Annotated in this window: 17 protein-coding genes; 5 read left to right on the top strand and 12 right to left on the bottom strand. The window is 32.1% G+C overall.

Annotated features, from left to right (window positions below):
- Positions 1-36: 36 nt before the first annotated feature.
- On the bottom strand, positions 37-891 hold the full coding sequence (locus ACVCXO_RS08795; protein WP_452229219.1) for a flavin reductase family protein: 855 nt from the start codon (positions 889-891) through the stop codon (positions 37-39).
- A gap of 157 nt (positions 892-1,048) precedes the next feature.
- Here ACVCXO_RS08795 and ACVCXO_RS08790 point away from each other — a divergent pair, with 157 nt between their 5' ends.
- Together ACVCXO_RS08790 and ACVCXO_RS08785 are read left to right on the top strand one after the other, a co-directional pair.
- Entirely contained in the window at positions 1,049-2,224 is a 1,176-nt protein-coding gene (locus tag ACVCXO_RS08790; RefSeq protein WP_452229218.1) for a sensor histidine kinase, read from the top strand.
- Positions 2,225-2,226: 2 nt separating this feature from the next.
- On the top strand, positions 2,227-2,571 hold the full coding sequence (locus ACVCXO_RS08785) for a hypothetical protein (RefSeq protein ID WP_452229217.1): 345 nt from the start codon (positions 2,227-2,229) through the stop codon (positions 2,569-2,571).
- Here the strand turns inward: ACVCXO_RS08785 and ACVCXO_RS08780 are convergent.
- Both ACVCXO_RS08780 and greA read right to left on the bottom strand, forming a co-directional pair.
- Positions 2,566-2,955, bottom strand: a complete 390-nt coding sequence (locus ACVCXO_RS08780; RefSeq protein ID WP_452229216.1) for an HIT family protein — start codon at positions 2,953-2,955, stop codon at positions 2,566-2,568. The genes ACVCXO_RS08785 and ACVCXO_RS08780 overlap by 6 nt on opposite strands.
- Positions 2,956-3,080: 125 nt before the next feature.
- The gene (greA, locus tag ACVCXO_RS08775; protein ID WP_452229215.1) at positions 3,081-3,554 is read right to left on the bottom strand and encodes a transcription elongation factor GreA; all 474 of its coding nucleotides are present in this window, start codon (positions 3,552-3,554) and stop codon (positions 3,081-3,083) included.
- A gap of 252 nt (positions 3,555-3,806) precedes the next feature.
- Between greA and ACVCXO_RS08770 the strand changes: the two genes are divergently transcribed.
- The gene (locus tag ACVCXO_RS08770; RefSeq protein ID WP_452229214.1) at positions 3,807-4,244 is read left to right on the top strand and encodes a hypothetical protein; all 438 of its coding nucleotides are present in this window, start codon (positions 3,807-3,809) and stop codon (positions 4,242-4,244) included.
- Between the two features lie 117 nt (positions 4,245-4,361).
- Here the strand turns inward: ACVCXO_RS08770 and ACVCXO_RS08765 are convergent, their stop codons facing one another.
- From ACVCXO_RS08765 to ACVCXO_RS08725, 9 genes are all read right to left on the bottom strand, one after another.
- Complete coding sequence (locus tag ACVCXO_RS08765) at positions 4,362-4,766, bottom strand: RDD family protein (protein ID WP_452229213.1); 405 nt, start codon at positions 4,764-4,766, stop codon at positions 4,362-4,364.
- 830 nt (positions 4,767-5,596) lie between these two features.
- Positions 5,597-7,780, bottom strand: coding sequence for a TonB-dependent receptor (locus ACVCXO_RS08760; protein ID WP_452229212.1), 2,184 nt, complete (start codon positions 7,778-7,780; stop codon positions 5,597-5,599).
- Between the two features lie 282 nt (positions 7,781-8,062).
- Complete coding sequence (arfB, locus tag ACVCXO_RS08755) at positions 8,063-8,470, bottom strand: alternative ribosome rescue aminoacyl-tRNA hydrolase ArfB (RefSeq protein ID WP_452229211.1); 408 nt, start codon at positions 8,468-8,470, stop codon at positions 8,063-8,065.
- Positions 8,470-10,026 (bottom strand): DUF4301 family protein, encoded by a 1,557-nt coding sequence (locus ACVCXO_RS08750; protein WP_452229210.1) that lies wholly within the window; start codon positions 10,024-10,026, stop codon positions 8,470-8,472. Before ACVCXO_RS08750 ends, arfB begins: the two co-directional genes overlap by 1 nt.
- Positions 10,023-10,592, bottom strand: a complete 570-nt coding sequence (locus ACVCXO_RS08745; RefSeq protein WP_452229209.1) for an AAA family ATPase — start codon at positions 10,590-10,592, stop codon at positions 10,023-10,025. The genes ACVCXO_RS08750 and ACVCXO_RS08745 overlap by 4 nt, the downstream gene beginning before the upstream one ends.
- Entirely contained in the window at positions 10,553-11,185 is a 633-nt protein-coding gene (pnuC, locus tag ACVCXO_RS08740) for a nicotinamide riboside transporter PnuC (protein ID WP_452229208.1), read from the bottom strand. Before pnuC ends, ACVCXO_RS08745 begins: the two co-directional genes overlap by 40 nt.
- Positions 11,169-11,429, bottom strand: coding sequence for a hypothetical protein (locus ACVCXO_RS08735; protein ID WP_452229207.1), 261 nt, complete (start codon positions 11,427-11,429; stop codon positions 11,169-11,171). Before ACVCXO_RS08735 ends, pnuC begins: the two co-directional genes overlap by 17 nt.
- Before the next feature lie 6 nt (positions 11,430-11,435).
- A complete protein-coding gene (locus ACVCXO_RS08730; RefSeq protein WP_452229206.1) occupies positions 11,436-12,158 on the bottom strand; it encodes a geranylgeranylglyceryl/heptaprenylglyceryl phosphate synthase in 723 nt (240 codons plus the stop codon).
- Positions 12,159-12,788 (bottom strand): 4'-phosphopantetheinyl transferase family protein, encoded by a 630-nt coding sequence (locus ACVCXO_RS08725; protein ID WP_452229205.1) that lies wholly within the window; start codon positions 12,786-12,788, stop codon positions 12,159-12,161. It abuts the gene before it with no gap.
- 133 nt (positions 12,789-12,921) lie between these two features.
- Here ACVCXO_RS08725 and ahcY point away from each other — a divergent pair, with 133 nt between their 5' ends.
- Both ahcY and ACVCXO_RS08715 read left to right on the top strand, forming a co-directional pair.
- Complete coding sequence (gene ahcY, locus ACVCXO_RS08720) at positions 12,922-14,238, top strand: adenosylhomocysteinase (protein WP_452229204.1); 1,317 nt, start codon at positions 12,922-12,924, stop codon at positions 14,236-14,238.
- 712 nt (positions 14,239-14,950) lie between these two features.
- Entirely contained in the window at positions 14,951-15,415 is a 465-nt protein-coding gene (locus ACVCXO_RS08715) for a DUF1569 domain-containing protein (protein ID WP_452229203.1), read from the top strand.
- Positions 15,416-15,613 lie beyond the last annotated feature (198 nt).

Below are 15,613 nucleotides of genomic sequence, written 5' to 3'. Positions count from 1 at the left end.
AATTATTAAATATTCGTCTAATTTGATATCGCAAAGTTACGATAATAACATTTTCCAAGCGCTTTCTACATCATTAAAACTTAAAAAATCTTTTGCCTTTTTATGTTTTATTTCCGTGGGTAAAGAACTTAAATTATGTTCATTTTTAAAAGCCTGAATGCTTTTTTCTTCCGGTAAGTTTTCAACATTACCTAACATGCCTAAATCATTTCCTGTTAAAATCGTACTATTTTTAATTTCTTCAGGTACATTATCTAGACCAATTCCCAAAGAGGAAAGTGGTTTCGGTATTTCGAAAAAACCAGTTTTTGCACGACTGTAATAACTTCCTCCTGCTCTTGCTACCAAATCTAATAATTCTTGATTAATAGATTGGTCTTCATTTAAAACAGCTTCTGAAACATGAAGTTTTACCACTTCGCAAATCACTAAATTTCCAGCGCCTCCTTCGGTTCCTAACTTTACAATTTCGGTTACTTTACACTCCATTTGTATTGGAGATTCTGCAACACGAAAAGGTTTTACGATGTCTGATGTTAACATCGTTAATCCAGCTTTTTCAAACTCATTTACACCTTTTGCGTATTCGGTACTACTTAAAGACATTTGGTGCACCAAATCATAATTCACCACATTAATAACGACTTCTTTTATAGCCTCTACATTTTCAAGCGTATGCTTTGTGGTATTATCTCGGACTCTTCGAGCTGGCGAAAATATTAATATTGGTGGATTTGCACTAAACACATTAAAAAAACTAAAAGGAGATAAATTTGGATTGCCATCAGCATCTATAGTACTTGCGAAAGCAATAGGCCTTGGCGCAACTGCACTTAGTAAATACCCATGCAATTTTCCTGTAGTAAGTTCTTTTGGTTCGAATGATAACATGTTCACAATAATTTCTACAAAACTAAGGCTTTTGATGCGCAACAAAAAACCTATTTACTAACAACTACACAATAATATTAACAGAATTGCATTATATTTAAAATTTCAATCCGGAAACAAGTTCCGATAGCCGTTAAAAATATTTTCAAACTAAATTATGGGTTTTTCAAAAAACAGAAATCTAATTCGATGGGTTATTGTAATAGCATCCTTTGCTATTATTTCTCTTATTTTAATGAATACGTATCTTTTCTTTCAGAAATTTAAAACAGAAGAGCGGATTAAAATGGAAAATTGGACTTTTGCTCAAAACGAATTATTTAAAGTAATTGATGAGAATGCTATTGATGAAAACATTGATGTAAATACCGATTTAATTTTTAAAATTTTATCGAGCAATAATACCACGCCAATTATTGTTATAAATAAAGATTCTTCCATTTATTCTTTTAGTAATATAGGAAAAGGTACCAAAGCAGATTCGGCTTATGTAAAAAAGAATTTAAGCAAACTAATACATGCATTTAGCGAAGAGAATACACCTATAAATATTAAAGAAGTGAACCAAACACTTTATTATGCGAACTCTCCTTTACTAAACAAACTAAAGTATTATCCTTTAGCGTTATTGTTAATAATTATTTTATTTGGCGCCGTAGTTTACTTTTTTTACAGAAGTAATAAAACAGCCATCGAAAATAAATTATGGTCCGGAATGGCAAAAGAAACCGCACATCAAATTGGCACGCCTTTATCTTCTCTAATTGGTTGGGCAGAAATTTTAAAAATAGAAAATGTCAATCCGGAGTACATTCAAGAAATTGAAAAAGACATTAGCAGATTACAAACCATTACAGAACGTTTTAGTAAAATAGGCTCTTTGCCAAAATTAGAGAAAACAGATATTGTAGAAGAAACGCTAGCGACAACAGATTATCTCAAAACCAGACTATCTAAACTAATTGATTTCGAGATAATAGTGCCAGAAAATAAAATTTTCGTAAATTTAAACAAGCAGCTATATAGTTGGACTATTGAAAACCTTGTGAAAAATGGTATTGATGCCATGAAAGGAAAAGGGAAACTTAAAATTGAAATCTTACAATTAGAAAATAATATCAGTATTCAGATTACAGATTCTGGAAAAGGTTTAGCTAAAAACCAATTCAAAGCTGTTTTTGAACCCGGTTATACTACAAAAAAGAGAGGTTGGGGCTTAGGACTATCCTTAGCAAAACGTATTATTGAAGAGTTTCATGATGGTAAAATTAAAGTTTTACGTTCTGAAATTGGCAAAGGTACTACCATGCAAATTGCATTAAAAAGCATTTAAATATGGATAAAAAACTAATTACAATAAAGGAAGTAGCCTTAAACAATAATTGTCCAGAATGCTATAACACCAATGGCTTACAATTAACCTTTAAGCAAAAATTTATAGAAACATCACTCTATAAATCTATTACCAACAAAACCACGGAAGCCATACATTGTAAAACCTGTAATACAGATATTTTTCCTGTAATGTGGACCGAAGATATAGAGCGTGTTTTTGCGTACCAACAAAAAGCATTCACACCCAAAACAGCGTCTACCAAACTAAAAAAGAAAGCTTGGTTACTTATTTCGCTATTTGTAGTATTCGTTTTTTCTGGAATTTTACTAGCAGTATTTTTATAAATACGATTGAATAGCCTTTGCTATATCTTGAAACTCTTCTGTAGTTAGTTTTGTTTTCTGCTGGAAGGTTGCATCTTTCATAGTATGCAACGGAATTAAATGCACATGCACATGTGGTACTTCTAAACCAATTACAGAAACACCAACGCGTTTACAATCCACAGCTTGTTCTAAAGCAATGGCCACTTTACGCGAAAATTGCATTAAAGCAGTATATGTTTCTTCATCAAGATCAAAGATTTTATCTACTTCCTTTTTAGGTATACAAAGTGTATGTCCTTTAGCATTCGGGTTCACATCTAAAAATGCTAAAAAATCATCCGTCTCCGCAACCTTATAACAAGGTATTTCACCTTGAACAATTTTTGTAAATATAGAAGCCATAAAAAAAGGTTTATATGTAAATATAAAAATTCCTATTTAAAACCGAATTGTTTTCTGTTAAAAATAGGAGTCTAAAAAATTTGCTTGAAAGATTTCCACCTTTGTGGAAATAAAAAAGAAATTATTTATCTAGAAATTTCTATAATATCAAACTTCATAATACCACTTGGCACTTGTATTTCGGCAACATCGCCAACCACTTTACCTAATAAACCTTTACCAATAGGTGAGTTTACTGATATTTTTCCGGCAGCCAAATCTGCTTCACCATCTGCAACCAAAGTATATAACATTTCCATGCCATTGGTTTGGTTTTTTATTTTCACTTTAGAAAGCACTAAAATTTTAGAATTATCCATTTGCGACTCATCAATAACACGAGCTCCAGCAAGTTGATCTTCTAATTTAGAGATACGCATTTCCAGCATACCTTGCGCTTCTTTTGCAGCGTCGTATTCTGCATTTTCACTTAGATCTCCTTTATCTCTTGCTTCTGCAATTGCTCTAGAAGCCTTAACGCGCTCCACATCTTTAAGCTGCTTAAGCTCTGCTCTTAATCTTTTTAATCCTTCTGCTGTATAATAAGATACTTTACTCATAACTTCGTCGTTTAATATAAAAGATGCTGAAATCTTCTTAAGCAATATCTGCGTAAGTGTTCCGCATAAAAAAATCTCGCATACACGAGATTGTACTACAAAAGTACAAAATTTTTAATTACATATGGAAAAATGTACTTAAAAGAACTTTAGCTCAAACAAGTATTTTAAAATTTTAAATGCCTTGAGGAAAGATACAAAATATTTAATTCAAAGTACATTTTTTGTACCTTGCTAAACAAAAAAAACCTAATGAAAAAGTTACTTTTAACTGCTATAACAGGCTTTATGCTAATTGCTTGTAGCAAAAACGATAACGACAACACTAACGAATATTTACCAGATCAAAATTTTGATACTGGAACCACAATAAACACAAGTTTTCCGCAGTACAATAGTTTAAAATTTCCAGGTAATCATGCAGTAGTCTATGGTTTTGGGTTAAGTGGTATTGTAGTTTACTATTCCGGAAGTTCTTATACTGCTTTTGAATTAAGCGATCCAAACCATTACTACCAATCTTGCTCTGTTTTAACAGTAGAAGGCGTATTAGCAACTTGTGGTTGTGATGACGAGAATGTGTATGACATTTTAACAGGACAACCAAACGGAAGTACAACAGGGCAATACGGTTTAAAACCTTATTTTGTAGAAGTAAGCGGTAATATTATTAGGGTCTATAACAATTAGTGCAAATTTTAAAGAACCCCAACAATTGCATAATCCTTTTTTAAGCAAAAAGTACTAAATTATTCCTTTAGTACTTTTCTACTTAACCAGATTTAACTTGTATTCTTCCTTATCCATTTAAACAACCTTTAAAGGCGAGTATTTATCTTGTAAGAGATACTTATTTTTAAATAGATACAAAAGAATAGATATTGGTAAAATAATTATGGTGAGTATTTTTAGCAATGATCTTTTTAATAAATCTACTACTTCAAGATTATCACTATCCGTATTATCTATAGATAAATTAAAAATCATTTTCCCAAACGTTATCCCTTTATTAAAAACATCAAACAATAGGATATAAATATAAAACGTTAAAATCATAAAACTAAAACGCAGCTTTATTTTGGTTTCAAATAAAGTTAATTCTGTTATTTCAAAGGATAGCGAAAGCATATCATCAAGTATATTATAAATAAAACTGACAATAATAAAATCAATCAAAAAAGCCAAAAATCTCTTTAAATAAATATTCTTCATAGTTATTATTATTTAGGTGAAACCATATACTCTAAATCTAGAATTTCTCCAGTTTTCACATCTATATGGTATAGCCCATCTTTAACTTTTATGCGATAGTTTTCATGCAATACCCCTGAAGAATTCTTAATTTGTATATGCTTTGGCAATTCTTTTAAACCATTGACTTATCAAACCTAATAATAAAAAAGCAATAAAACTAACATTACATAGAAAATACTCTATATTATTTTATGTCTTAGACTAGTTAATTTTTCAATTAACTAAAACATTAATAAATTGAAAACTAACTATTTAGATGAAACAGTATCTTTTGTGGTAAAAAACTTTCTGTCTTTTCGTTTCCAAAAAAAAGAAGGTGGTTTTTTATTTTTGGATGGATTACAATTTTACCGATGCTATTCAAACTAAAATAAATCCTTCCGTCTTTCTGTTTTTAGCAATGGAAATCCATCTTCCCCTAAAAAAAAGGAAACAGTTTTTTCTTACCTAAAATTAAATTATAAAAAAATATAATTTTATATAGAAAATATTCTACATTATTTGTATCTTAGCCTTGGGAATTTTAAAATTAATTAAAGTGTTAATTAATTGGAAAGCCATTCTTTCATTAGAATGGCTTTTTTTTGTCTAACAGAAGTACTTATGATTTTCCGTTTTTAGGAATAAGTATACCGCTTCAAAAATGGAAATCGTTTTTCTTCCTCAAAATAAATTCAAAAACAAGATAAACGAAACCGCTTAACTAAAAAAACGCTCCAGTATAAATACTGGAACGTTTTGTTTTAGATTCGGAAACAAGTTCTGTAAACTAATTATATGCTTAGATTTTAAAACCTCAGTGTAGCACCAACTAAAAAATTTCTGGTTGCTTGCGGATAATAACCTGCTCCTTCCATCGTAGTCGTTGCATCTGGTGCAGACCAAGTATCATCATATGTGTAGTAATACCCGTTGGATATATACTTTTCATTAAAGATATTATTTACTAAAGCAGAAAAAGTAATAGATTTTACAAATGCATTGGTATCTAATTTATAAGACACATTAATATCATTTACAAAATAGCTATCTAATTTAGATGCTTCACTATCTGTGTTTCCCATAAACTGTTCACCAACATACTTGGTTAACAAAGAAAGATTAAGATTATTCATTGGATTAAATACCAATGCGTTAGATAGCACAACTTCTGGCGAAAAGGAAATATTTGTTTTTCCTAAATCTGCTAAACTACCATCTCTAGAAACAACCGTGCTTTTATTTTTATTAGAACTTACTGTAATAGATGGTTGTATCGTTAACCATTCTAGCGGTTTTACAGCAGCTTCAATCTCTAAACCTAATCGGTAACTATCGCCACTATTGGTACGTATTGGATTACCAACATTATCTCTATTTCCTGTTAAAACCAACTGCTCATTATATAACATATAATACAAGTTGGTATTAATACTAAACACTTCCGATTGGTGTCTAAAGCCTAATTCGAAATCATTTAACTGTTCTGGCTTCACGGTTTCATTGTTTTCAAAATCGTCTCTATTTGGTTCTCTATTTGCTCTGGCATACGAAAAATAGATGTTGTTATTTGTATTCAACTCATAGGTAATTCCGGCTTTCGGATTAAAAAAACTATAGTTTTCATCCACTCTTAAAGCAACTCTATCCGAAGTTAATCCTGTCGTTTTATAATCTACTAATCGGACTTGTAAATCACCAAAAAGCGAGATTTTATCATTCAACTTAACCGTTGCTTTGGTAAAGAAACTTGCGTCCGTTTTCTTTCCGTTTCCATCATAATAGGTATCGTTTATTTCGCTAGAACTTGCATTTCTTGCCCAAATAATTTCTCCGAAATGATCCCCAGAATACGTACTATACGATCCTCCAAAAATCATATCTAATTTATTTTTCTTAAAATTCGCATTCGCATTAACAACATAGAAATCATTGTCTAACCAACGTCTACGAATTAAATCTGTAGTATTAATGGTTTCGCTACCAACCATAATTTCCTCTAAATCATAATCTTCAAAATCTTGATCTTCCTTATATTGCTCAAAATAACCTTTACCATGCGTATAATTCAAACTTAAATTTGTAGACCAATTATTGTTTATACGTTCTGTGTAATGTAATTGGTAATGATCTTGTTGGTAATTGTCTTCTTCATTTTCATGAAAACGCGGGTTACCAGCTTCGTCGGTATACATTCCTGCGGTATTAAAAGTTCTATCATTTTTTAAAAGGTCTAAATCTTCTAAACCATTCCAAGATTGGTAGGTGACCTCTTTTCCACTAAAAGTGATTGCTTTTATTAAACGATTATCATCTACATAAGCACCTTGTAGGAAATACGATTTTAAATCGGACGAAGCTCTATCGATATAACCATCGGATTTTATTTGTGATAAACGTCCAGCAATTTCAAAGTGGTTATTTAGTTTTCCTGTACTAAATTTCACATTGTGTTTTCTGGTATTATAGCTTCCGAAGGAATTAGAAATTTCTCCATTTGCAACTTCTGAAACCGCATCTGTTAACACATTAATACTAGCTCCAAAAGCACCAGAACCATTACTAGATGTACCAACACCACGTTGTAACTGCAGACTTTCTACAGAAGAAGCAAAATCACCAAGATTTACCCAAAAAGTCCCTAACGATTCTGAATCGTTATATGGAATACCATTAAGAGTAATATTGGTAGATTGTGCATTAATACCACGAACACGAATGTAGGTATAACCAATTCCTGCTCCCGCATCTGTGGTAGTAACTACCGATGGTAAAAAGTTTAATAGAACAGGAATATCGAGTCCTAGATTACGTTTTGCAAGCTCTTCTTTACTTACGTTGGTGTGTGTAATTGGTGATGTTGCGTTCACGCGAACGGCTTTAATTAAGACTTCGTCTAGTTGTTCTAGTTTTGTAGAGTCTTGAGGTTTTTCTTGTGCGTTTGCACTGACGGTTAACACTAAAAGTGTTAAAAAAAGAAATAGGTTTTTCATTACGATTATGTTTATAATCGAATAAAAAGAGGTAATTATTCTTTTGTTGTTATTAATTGATTTTTTTTGTGAGATGCTTCGACAAGCTCAGCATGACACAGTAACACAAATGTGTTACGACTTTCCTAAACAGCATTACCTGTTCTAGGTTCAATGGGTATGATCTCAGCCGTTACAAGTTAAAAATCGAAATGATTACTAACTATAAAAAGCACCCCTTTTTTGAGAACGCTGCAAATGTAATTAAGAATCAATAATTAACAAGCAATAATCCATAATTTTTTAATCGATGTTTGGTTTTTTTCGATTGGTTTTCTTTTCCGAATTAGAACGTTTTGATTTTAAGCGTCTTATTTTTACCGCTCTTGGTATTCTTGTTGGTTTGCGTTTTTTGGGAACAACTAAACCTTCTCGTAGTATTTGAAGAAACCGTTGTATTGCTATTTTTTTATTTTTATGTTGACTTCTACTTTCACCACATTGAATAATGAGCACATTCTGTTTCGTTAGTCTCTTATTTAATTTACGTTCTAAACGCTCTTTTTCCTCGTCATTAAAAACTTGAGAATCTTCCAGATTAAAAGTTAGTTCTATTTTGGAAGACACTTTATTTACATGTTGTCCTCCAGCACCAGAACTTCGTATGGCTTTATAATTTAACTCGCTAATTAACTGCTTTTCACTAAACATTACGCATTAATTTGATGTGCTGCTTTTAATAAATCTGTAACTGTTTTTACAGGATTAAAAGTTATTAGTGGAACTTCCACAAAAATGGTATTCCAATGTGCCATAGAACCATTCCAAAGCCCCGGAAGTTCTAGAGCTTTTAAGTCTTTTCCGGTTTTCGTTTTCATAGTAATAAATGCTGTTTTTCGATCTACATATTTGTCCAGATCAAACTTTTCGCCTTTATAATTTTTAATACCACAAACAAGATCTACAGGATTAAAATGAGTTGCATTTTTTAATATTTTCTTTTGGGTTTTATTCTTTTTATCAATTTGTGCAGATTCTACAATTTGCAAGGAAACATTTCCACTTTCATCTTTCACCCAAAATGGTCCTCCTCCAGGTTCTCCCTCATTTTTCACCATGCCACAAACACGAATAGGACGATTTAATTTTTCCTTTAAATATTCAATTTGATACGTTTTAGAATATTTTTCAAACTCTATATTAATTACAACATGTAGTTCATTTTTTAAGAATTCTGCAATGGTAATTAATTCCGATTCCGAAAGGTTATTTTCTTCCAGTTTTTCTAAATAAACAAATGCTTGTTCCTGCAATTTCATTAATAAACCGCCAAGCATTTTTTTGGATTCGGCCACTTCGCTTTCATATTTAGAAACTACAATATTATCAATGTTTTTAATAAAAATAATATCTGCATCTAACTTGTTTAAATTATTTAAAAGTGCGCCATGCCCAGAAGGCCTAAACAACAAATCTTCCTTATCTTCTCTAAAAGGTTCGTTTTTTGGCGTTACAGCAATAGTATCTGTAGATTGACATTGGTAGGAAAATGAAATATTAAATTTAGTTTTCGTTTTTGCCTCTACAATCTTCTCTATTCGCTTAAACTCTTCATCAAAAATATGTTTATGTATTTCTGAAATAGTGAAATGTAAATCTGCTTCATTATTAGAGGATGCGTAAAGCGCTGCTTCAAACAAATGCTCTTCAAAAGCTGTGGAAACATGATCTTTGTATTGGTGAAAAGGAAGTAATCCTTTTGGATAAAAACCATAATTAAGTTTGTCTGTCTCTAAGATCGTTTTAATAAACTCCAGCTTTTTTTTATCCTGCGAAAGGGTATTAAAATTAGGAATACGTTCTTTTACCTTAGTTAGAACTTCACTATAAAAAGGGAGTTTTTCTACACCTACAAGAAACAAAGACAACTCGGAGGCTTTATTTCTATTAATATATGAATTTACACTTTCTTCCTTCCCATCATACTCTTGTATAAATTGGAACAAGAATTTAAACATTCTAGTTGCCGCTCCAGAAGCAGGAACAAATTTAAGTATGCTTTTATGGTTTCTTTTATTTTCAAAAAATTGAATTGCTTCCTTCTTCTCTGTTTCAGAAAACTTTAAAATACCATTACCAATATTTGCTGCATCTTTTAAATTTACAAACGGAACACCTGTTTTAAAAAGTTGTATTTGCGTATTAACTTTTTCTACAGTTAGGTTTTTAGATTCTATTTGTTGGATATCTTTTTCTGTAAATTTCACTTCTTTTTATTTAGTAATTTATCAATATGCTTTACAGCAATTTCTAAACGTGTTTTCTTATCGCCTTTCAATAAAACATAAGGCCTGTCATACTTTATTAAAGTTTCTTGAAAAGCTTGAAACATACTTAAACGTTCTTCCGGCTTATCCCTTAAATCATCTGCTTCCCAAGGCGTATCAATATACGTTAAAAAGTATATATCATACGTGTTTTCTAAAGCATATTTTTCAAGCATAGGATCACAAATCCCTGAATAATACGTTTCTGAGTACACTTTGGTTTCCAGTAAATCGGTGTCGCAAATTAAAACAGAATCCGTTTTTTTAGCTAATGCGTTTTCTAGTTTCATTTGTCCGATAGCAATTGGCAACAAGTCTTTTGCTTCACAAGTCTTACGCTCGTTATTCCATTTATCTTGCAGGTATTCCCTAGCGTATTCTGGTGCCCAAACCGAATGATAATGTCTAGCTAATTGCCTTGACAAAGTTGTTTTTCCTGTAGATTCAGGTCCAAATAAAACGACTTTTATGCAGCTACTTGGTTCTTGCTTAAGCTTTTTTTCCATGCTATATATCCTAATATTGCTATAAATGTAAATCCTAAATATTGAAAACTTGTAAAGGTAAATCCTTTATAAAAATACAAAGGAATAGAAATAAGATCGCCAATAATCCAGTAGATCCAGTTTTCTATTTTACGTTTTGCCATTAGCCACATACCAACAAAAAAGATGGCTGTAGTAATAGTGTCCACATAAGCGACCCAACCATTCCATTTATCAAATGCTTTATAAATAATAAAAACAAAAACTAGCGTTGCTAAAAATATAGCTACACTTATTTTTTGTTCTTTTTTGGTAGTTCTAGAAATTGGCGTCATATGGCTAGCATCTACTTTACGTGTCCAAATGTACCAACCAAACACGCTCATTATAAAGTAATAGGCGTTAATCATCATGTCACCTAAAAGCTGCCATTTAAATAATAAATACACAAAAATACAAGTACTTATCATTCCTGTTGGAAATACCAAAATGTTGTTTTTTCTCGAAAACCATACCGATAGAAATCCAAAGATAACAGCAACAATTTCTAATACAATATCTAATGTTTCATAATCATAATACTGACCGAAAAAGAAATCAAAAATGTGGTTCATAATCACTTCTATTTGTTTTAACAACTTTCATAGTCAATACAGAAATATCGACATCTTGAAAAGAACGTTTTATTTCCTGCGTTAAAAAAGGCATCAATGCATCATAATCGCCAAATATTTGGGTGCTCAACGGATTCTCTAAAACCTTAAATGGGGAATCACGTAAGGCTTTTATAAAATTAATTACATGTTTTTCATAATCATCCTGCAAAGGAGAAAGCGTAAGATCTACAGATATTTCCATATTTATTTATTTTTTTAATTCATTAAAGAATGTTTCATCTTCTTCAAAAGCAGTACCAATAACCACTAAATCTGCTCCAGCGAGGTATGCTGTATCTAATTGCTCTTTGCTTCGTATTCCGCCACCAACAATTAAAGGAATTTTTAAATCTTTTTTTACCGCACTAATTATAGATGCAGGAATCGCTTTTTCTGCGCCGCTTCCTGCTTCTAAATAGATAAGCTGCATGCCAAGAAATTCTCCAGCTTTTGCAGTATCTACAATAGCTTGTACATTATTAATTGGCATTGGCTGCGTTTGTGTTACTCGCTGTACAGCTGTTTCTTTTCCGTTTTCTATTAGCAAATAACCGGTAGGAATCACTTCTAAATGGCTATCTCTTAATTTAGATACCGAGGCTACGTGTTTTCCAATTAAATATTCCGAATTTCTACCAGACAACAAAGATAGATATAATATAGCAGTGGCATGATTGGTAATTTGCGATACATCTCCTGGAAACAATACAATAGGTAAATGCGTGTGTTTCTTTAATTCTAGAACTAGGTTTTCTGTTACAAAAGCTTCCACAGTACTTCCACCAACAAAAATATGCGTTGCAATAGAGTTGTTTAGCCTTTGCATAAAACGACCTAAGTCCTCCGGTTTTGTTTTATCCGGATCGATTAAAACCGCTAAACCCCTTTCCTCTTTAGCAATAGAAACTAATATGTCTTGATATATCTTCATCTAAGCTGGTAATGCATAAGCACAAGTAAAACCTTCAAACTCAAAAAATGTAGTTTGGTATCTATGTTTTTTCCCTTCGTAATCAATCCAAGCAATAGTACTTCCTTCTTCCACGGTAAACGGAATAACCAACGTATGCTGTAAAAAACTCAATCCCGGAGTAGCAAATAATTTGTAAAGCGATTCCTTAATACACCAAATAACGGTTAGTTTATTTATATAAGTGGAAGCCTCTTTATCTAAATACAGATTTTCATAATCTAAAAACTTATGTGCAATGACACCAATTTTATCGCGTTGCTTTTCCACATCAATACCAACAACAGTATCACTAACTACCACTGCCGAAAACGTAAACGAATGCGTAATAGAAATATGCTTACCATCCTTTAAATGTGGTTTTCCATTCGGATCATAAATTAAATCGGCATCGGTATAACCAAAAGCAGCAAGTAAATGGCGCACACTTAAAAAACCACGTCTATGCAATTCACTTTTCATCCCTAAAACCCGTTGCATGCTTTCTGGATTCAACGTAATAGGCGCTAGTAAATCTTCATAAGACTCTGTAATCTTCCAGATTTTAACAGTAGTTTGTGAGTTTGGTGTAAGAGTTTTATAAATAGGCATTTAATATTCTAAAAGTTATTGATTATCTTTGCATCGTCTAAAGCGAATTTGGCAAATTTTTATATAGCGAATTTAGTTATTTAAGCCATAAAGCCAAAGGCAAGTGCAATTTTAAAACAAGATAAAAAATAATATGAGTACAAAAACTGTTGCTTACGTACCTAACAAGGTAAAAGATATGTCGCTTGCGGCTTGGGGAAGAAAAGAAATGGATTTAGCCGAAGCAGAAATGCCTGGACTAATGAGTTTACGTGAAGAGTATAAAAACACGCAACCATTAAAAGGAGCACGTATTGCAGGATGTTTACACATGACTATTCAAACTGCTGTTTTAATTGAAACTTTACAAGCTCTTGGAGCAGATGTTACTTGGAGTTCTTGTAACATTTTCTCTACACAAGATCAAGCTGCTGCTGCTGTTGCTGCTGCTGGAACTGCTGTGTATGCATGGAAAGATATGACAGAAGAAGAATTTGATTGGTGTATTGAACAAACCTTATTTTTTGGTGAAGACAGAAAACCGTTAAACATGATTTTAGATGATGGTGGTGATTTAACCAACATGGTTTTAGATAAATACCCAGAATTAGCGGATGGAATCAACGGTTTATCTGAAGAGACTACAACTGGAGTTCACAGATTATATGAGCGAGTAAAAAACGGAACATTACCAATGCCAGCTATTAATGTTAACGATTCTGTTACTAAATCTAAATTTGATAACAAATACGGTTGTAAAGAATCTGCAGTAGATGCAATTCGTCGTGCAACAGATATTATGTTAGCAGGAAAACGTGTAACCGTTTGTGGTTATGGTGATGTTGGTAAAGGTACTGCTGCTTCTTTTAAAGGTGCAGGAAGTATTGTAACCGTAACTGAAATCGATCCAATTTGTGCATTACAAGCTGCAATGGACGGTTTTGAAGTAAAGAAATTAGAAACGGTTGTTGGTAATTCAGATATTATTATCACAACTACTGGAAATAAAGATATAGTACGTGCTGAGCATTTTGAAGCAATGAAAGACAAAGTTATTGTTGCAAACATTGGTCACTTTGATAACGAAATCCAAGTAGGATGGTTAAACGAAAAGCATGGGCATACAAAAGATACTATCAAGCCTCAAGTAGACAAATATAACATTGACGGAAAAGATATCATCTTACTTGCCGAAGGTCGTTTAGTAAACTTAGGTTGTGCAACTGGTCACCCTAGTTTTGTAATGTCTAACTCTTTTACAAACCAAACTTTAGCGCAAATTGAACTTTGGACGAACAAAGAAGCATACGGAAACGATGTATATATGTTACCAAAAGCTTTGGACGAAAAAGTAGCAAAATTACACTTAGCAAAAATTGGTGTTGAGCTTACAGAACTTAAACCTTACCAAGCAGAATATATTGGCGTAACGGTTGAAGGCCCTTACAAACCTGAGCATTACAGATACTAAAAAAATGTCATTGCGAGGCGCTTTTTAGCGACGTGGCAATCTCATTCTTTGAAATTAAATTCTAAAATCCCAAGCATTCGTGTTTGGGATTTTTTTTTGCTGTCACTTCGAGTGTCCCGATTTTTATCGGGATGTATCGAGAAGTTGGGCAATTAGCTTTTGGTCGAAAAAACCAAAACCAACCAGGCTTTACACTATATCTTTTTCTCGTGCCTCAAAAAAGGATGCCATTACAATCCTTATTGCGGGCTAATCATTTATGGTCTTTGCGAGGAGGAACGACACGGCAATCTGTTTGCAACATTCTAAATCTTAAAAATGCGCTTCGCTTAATTTACCACAAACCATCCGAGTTTTATTATATAAAACCCACCTTCCTTTACCTAAAGGAAGGAGCACTTCTCGATACACTTATACTTAAAACAGGAGCATTCTTGATTTCTAAGAACATTATAGCGAAATATAAAAGTCAGTTTTTAATGGCTCTCCTCTTTCTTTTAAAGAGGAGAATGAATTAAAATTTCCGCTTTAGAAATTTTAAGAAAGAGGAGTTAAAAAAATGTACTTCGTTTGTTTTAATTCAAACCTTCCTTTACCTAAAGGAAAGAGCTCACTAAGAATAAACATCTTGCTAAAAACAGCATACATCCAATACCTAATTTCACATTTTAGTTATTAAATAAGTATCTTCCCATTTATAAATAACAACTTCATGCCTTTAGAAAAAATTAATCTTGCCATTAACACCTTAGAATCGCATCTAAAAAATCACACTATTTCTAACCCAAAAGTTTCTAAAAGTGATATCGCTTGGCATATAGATCACAGCCTAAAAGTAATTAATAGCGTTGTTATCTCGCTTCAAAAATCCGATCCAAATACTTTTAAAAACAACTTTAGCTTTCTAGGAAAAGTATTCTTTACACTTGGTTTTTTCCCTAGAGGAAAAGCAAAAGCGCCAAAATATGTAAAACCACCAGAAGTCATTTTAAAAGAAGATCTTGTTAGTCAATTACAACTAGCAAAAACGAATATTAGTACAATAGCCGACTTAGACAAGAACGCTTATTTTAAACATCCGCTATTCGGGCATATTAATAAAAAAAGAGTTACTAAATTTTTGGTATTGCATACCACACATCATTTGAAGATTATGGAGGATATCATGAAGAAGTAATCGTTTTATAAAACGCGCTTCGCTTATTTTACTACAAACCATCCGAGTTTTATTTTACAATAAAACCCACCTTCCTTTAACTAAAGGAAGGAGCACTTCTCGATACACTTATATTCAAAACGAGAGCATTATTGATTTCTAAGCATATTATAGCTAAATATAAAAGTTGATTTTTACCTGCTCTCCTCTTTTTTTTAA

The sequence above is a fragment of the Lacinutrix sp. MEBiC02404 genome (genome assembly GCF_053601575.1).
Note: the sequence above shows the minus strand (reverse complement) of the source record. Positions and strands in the feature narration are given on the sequence as shown.

Excerpts from the sequence above, each read along its gene's own strand:
- ACVCXO_RS08795 (WP_452229219.1), bottom strand. The coding sequence starts at position 891 with ATGTTATCATTCGAACCAAAAGAACTTACTACAGGAAAATTGCATGGG.
- ACVCXO_RS08790 (WP_452229218.1), top strand. The coding sequence starts at position 1,049 with ATGGGTTTTTCAAAAAACAGAAATCTAATTCGATGGGTTATTGTAATA.
- ACVCXO_RS08785 (WP_452229217.1), top strand. The coding sequence starts at position 2,227 with ATGGATAAAAAACTAATTACAATAAAGGAAGTAGCCTTAAACAATAAT.
- ACVCXO_RS08780 (WP_452229216.1), bottom strand. The coding sequence starts at position 2,955 with ATGGCTTCTATATTTACAAAAATTGTTCAAGGTGAAATACCTTGTTAT.
- greA (WP_452229215.1), bottom strand. The coding sequence starts at position 3,554 with ATGAGTAAAGTATCTTATTATACAGCAGAAGGATTAAAAAGATTAAGA.
- ACVCXO_RS08770 (WP_452229214.1), top strand. The coding sequence starts at position 3,807 with ATGAAAAAGTTACTTTTAACTGCTATAACAGGCTTTATGCTAATTGCT.
- ACVCXO_RS08765 (WP_452229213.1), bottom strand. The coding sequence starts at position 4,766 with ATGAAGAATATTTATTTAAAGAGATTTTTGGCTTTTTTGATTGATTTT.
- ACVCXO_RS08760 (WP_452229212.1), bottom strand. The coding sequence starts at position 7,780 with ATGAAAAACCTATTTCTTTTTTTAACACTTTTAGTGTTAACCGTCAGT.
- arfB (WP_452229211.1), bottom strand. The coding sequence starts at position 8,470 with ATGTTTAGTGAAAAGCAGTTAATTAGCGAGTTAAATTATAAAGCCATA.
- ACVCXO_RS08745 (WP_452229209.1), bottom strand. The coding sequence starts at position 10,592 with ATGGAAAAAAAGCTTAAGCAAGAACCAAGTAGCTGCATAAAAGTCGTT.
- pnuC (WP_452229208.1), bottom strand. The coding sequence starts at position 11,185 with ATGAACCACATTTTTGATTTCTTTTTCGGTCAGTATTATGATTATGAA.
- ACVCXO_RS08735 (WP_452229207.1), bottom strand. The coding sequence starts at position 11,429 with ATGGAAATATCTGTAGATCTTACGCTTTCTCCTTTGCAGGATGATTAT.
- ACVCXO_RS08730 (WP_452229206.1), bottom strand. The coding sequence starts at position 12,158 with ATGAAGATATATCAAGACATATTAGTTTCTATTGCTAAAGAGGAAAGG.
- ACVCXO_RS08725 (WP_452229205.1), bottom strand. The coding sequence starts at position 12,788 with ATGCCTATTTATAAAACTCTTACACCAAACTCACAAACTACTGTTAAA.
- ahcY (WP_452229204.1), top strand. The coding sequence starts at position 12,922 with ATGAGTACAAAAACTGTTGCTTACGTACCTAACAAGGTAAAAGATATG.
- ACVCXO_RS08715 (WP_452229203.1), top strand. The coding sequence starts at position 14,951 with ATGCCTTTAGAAAAAATTAATCTTGCCATTAACACCTTAGAATCGCAT.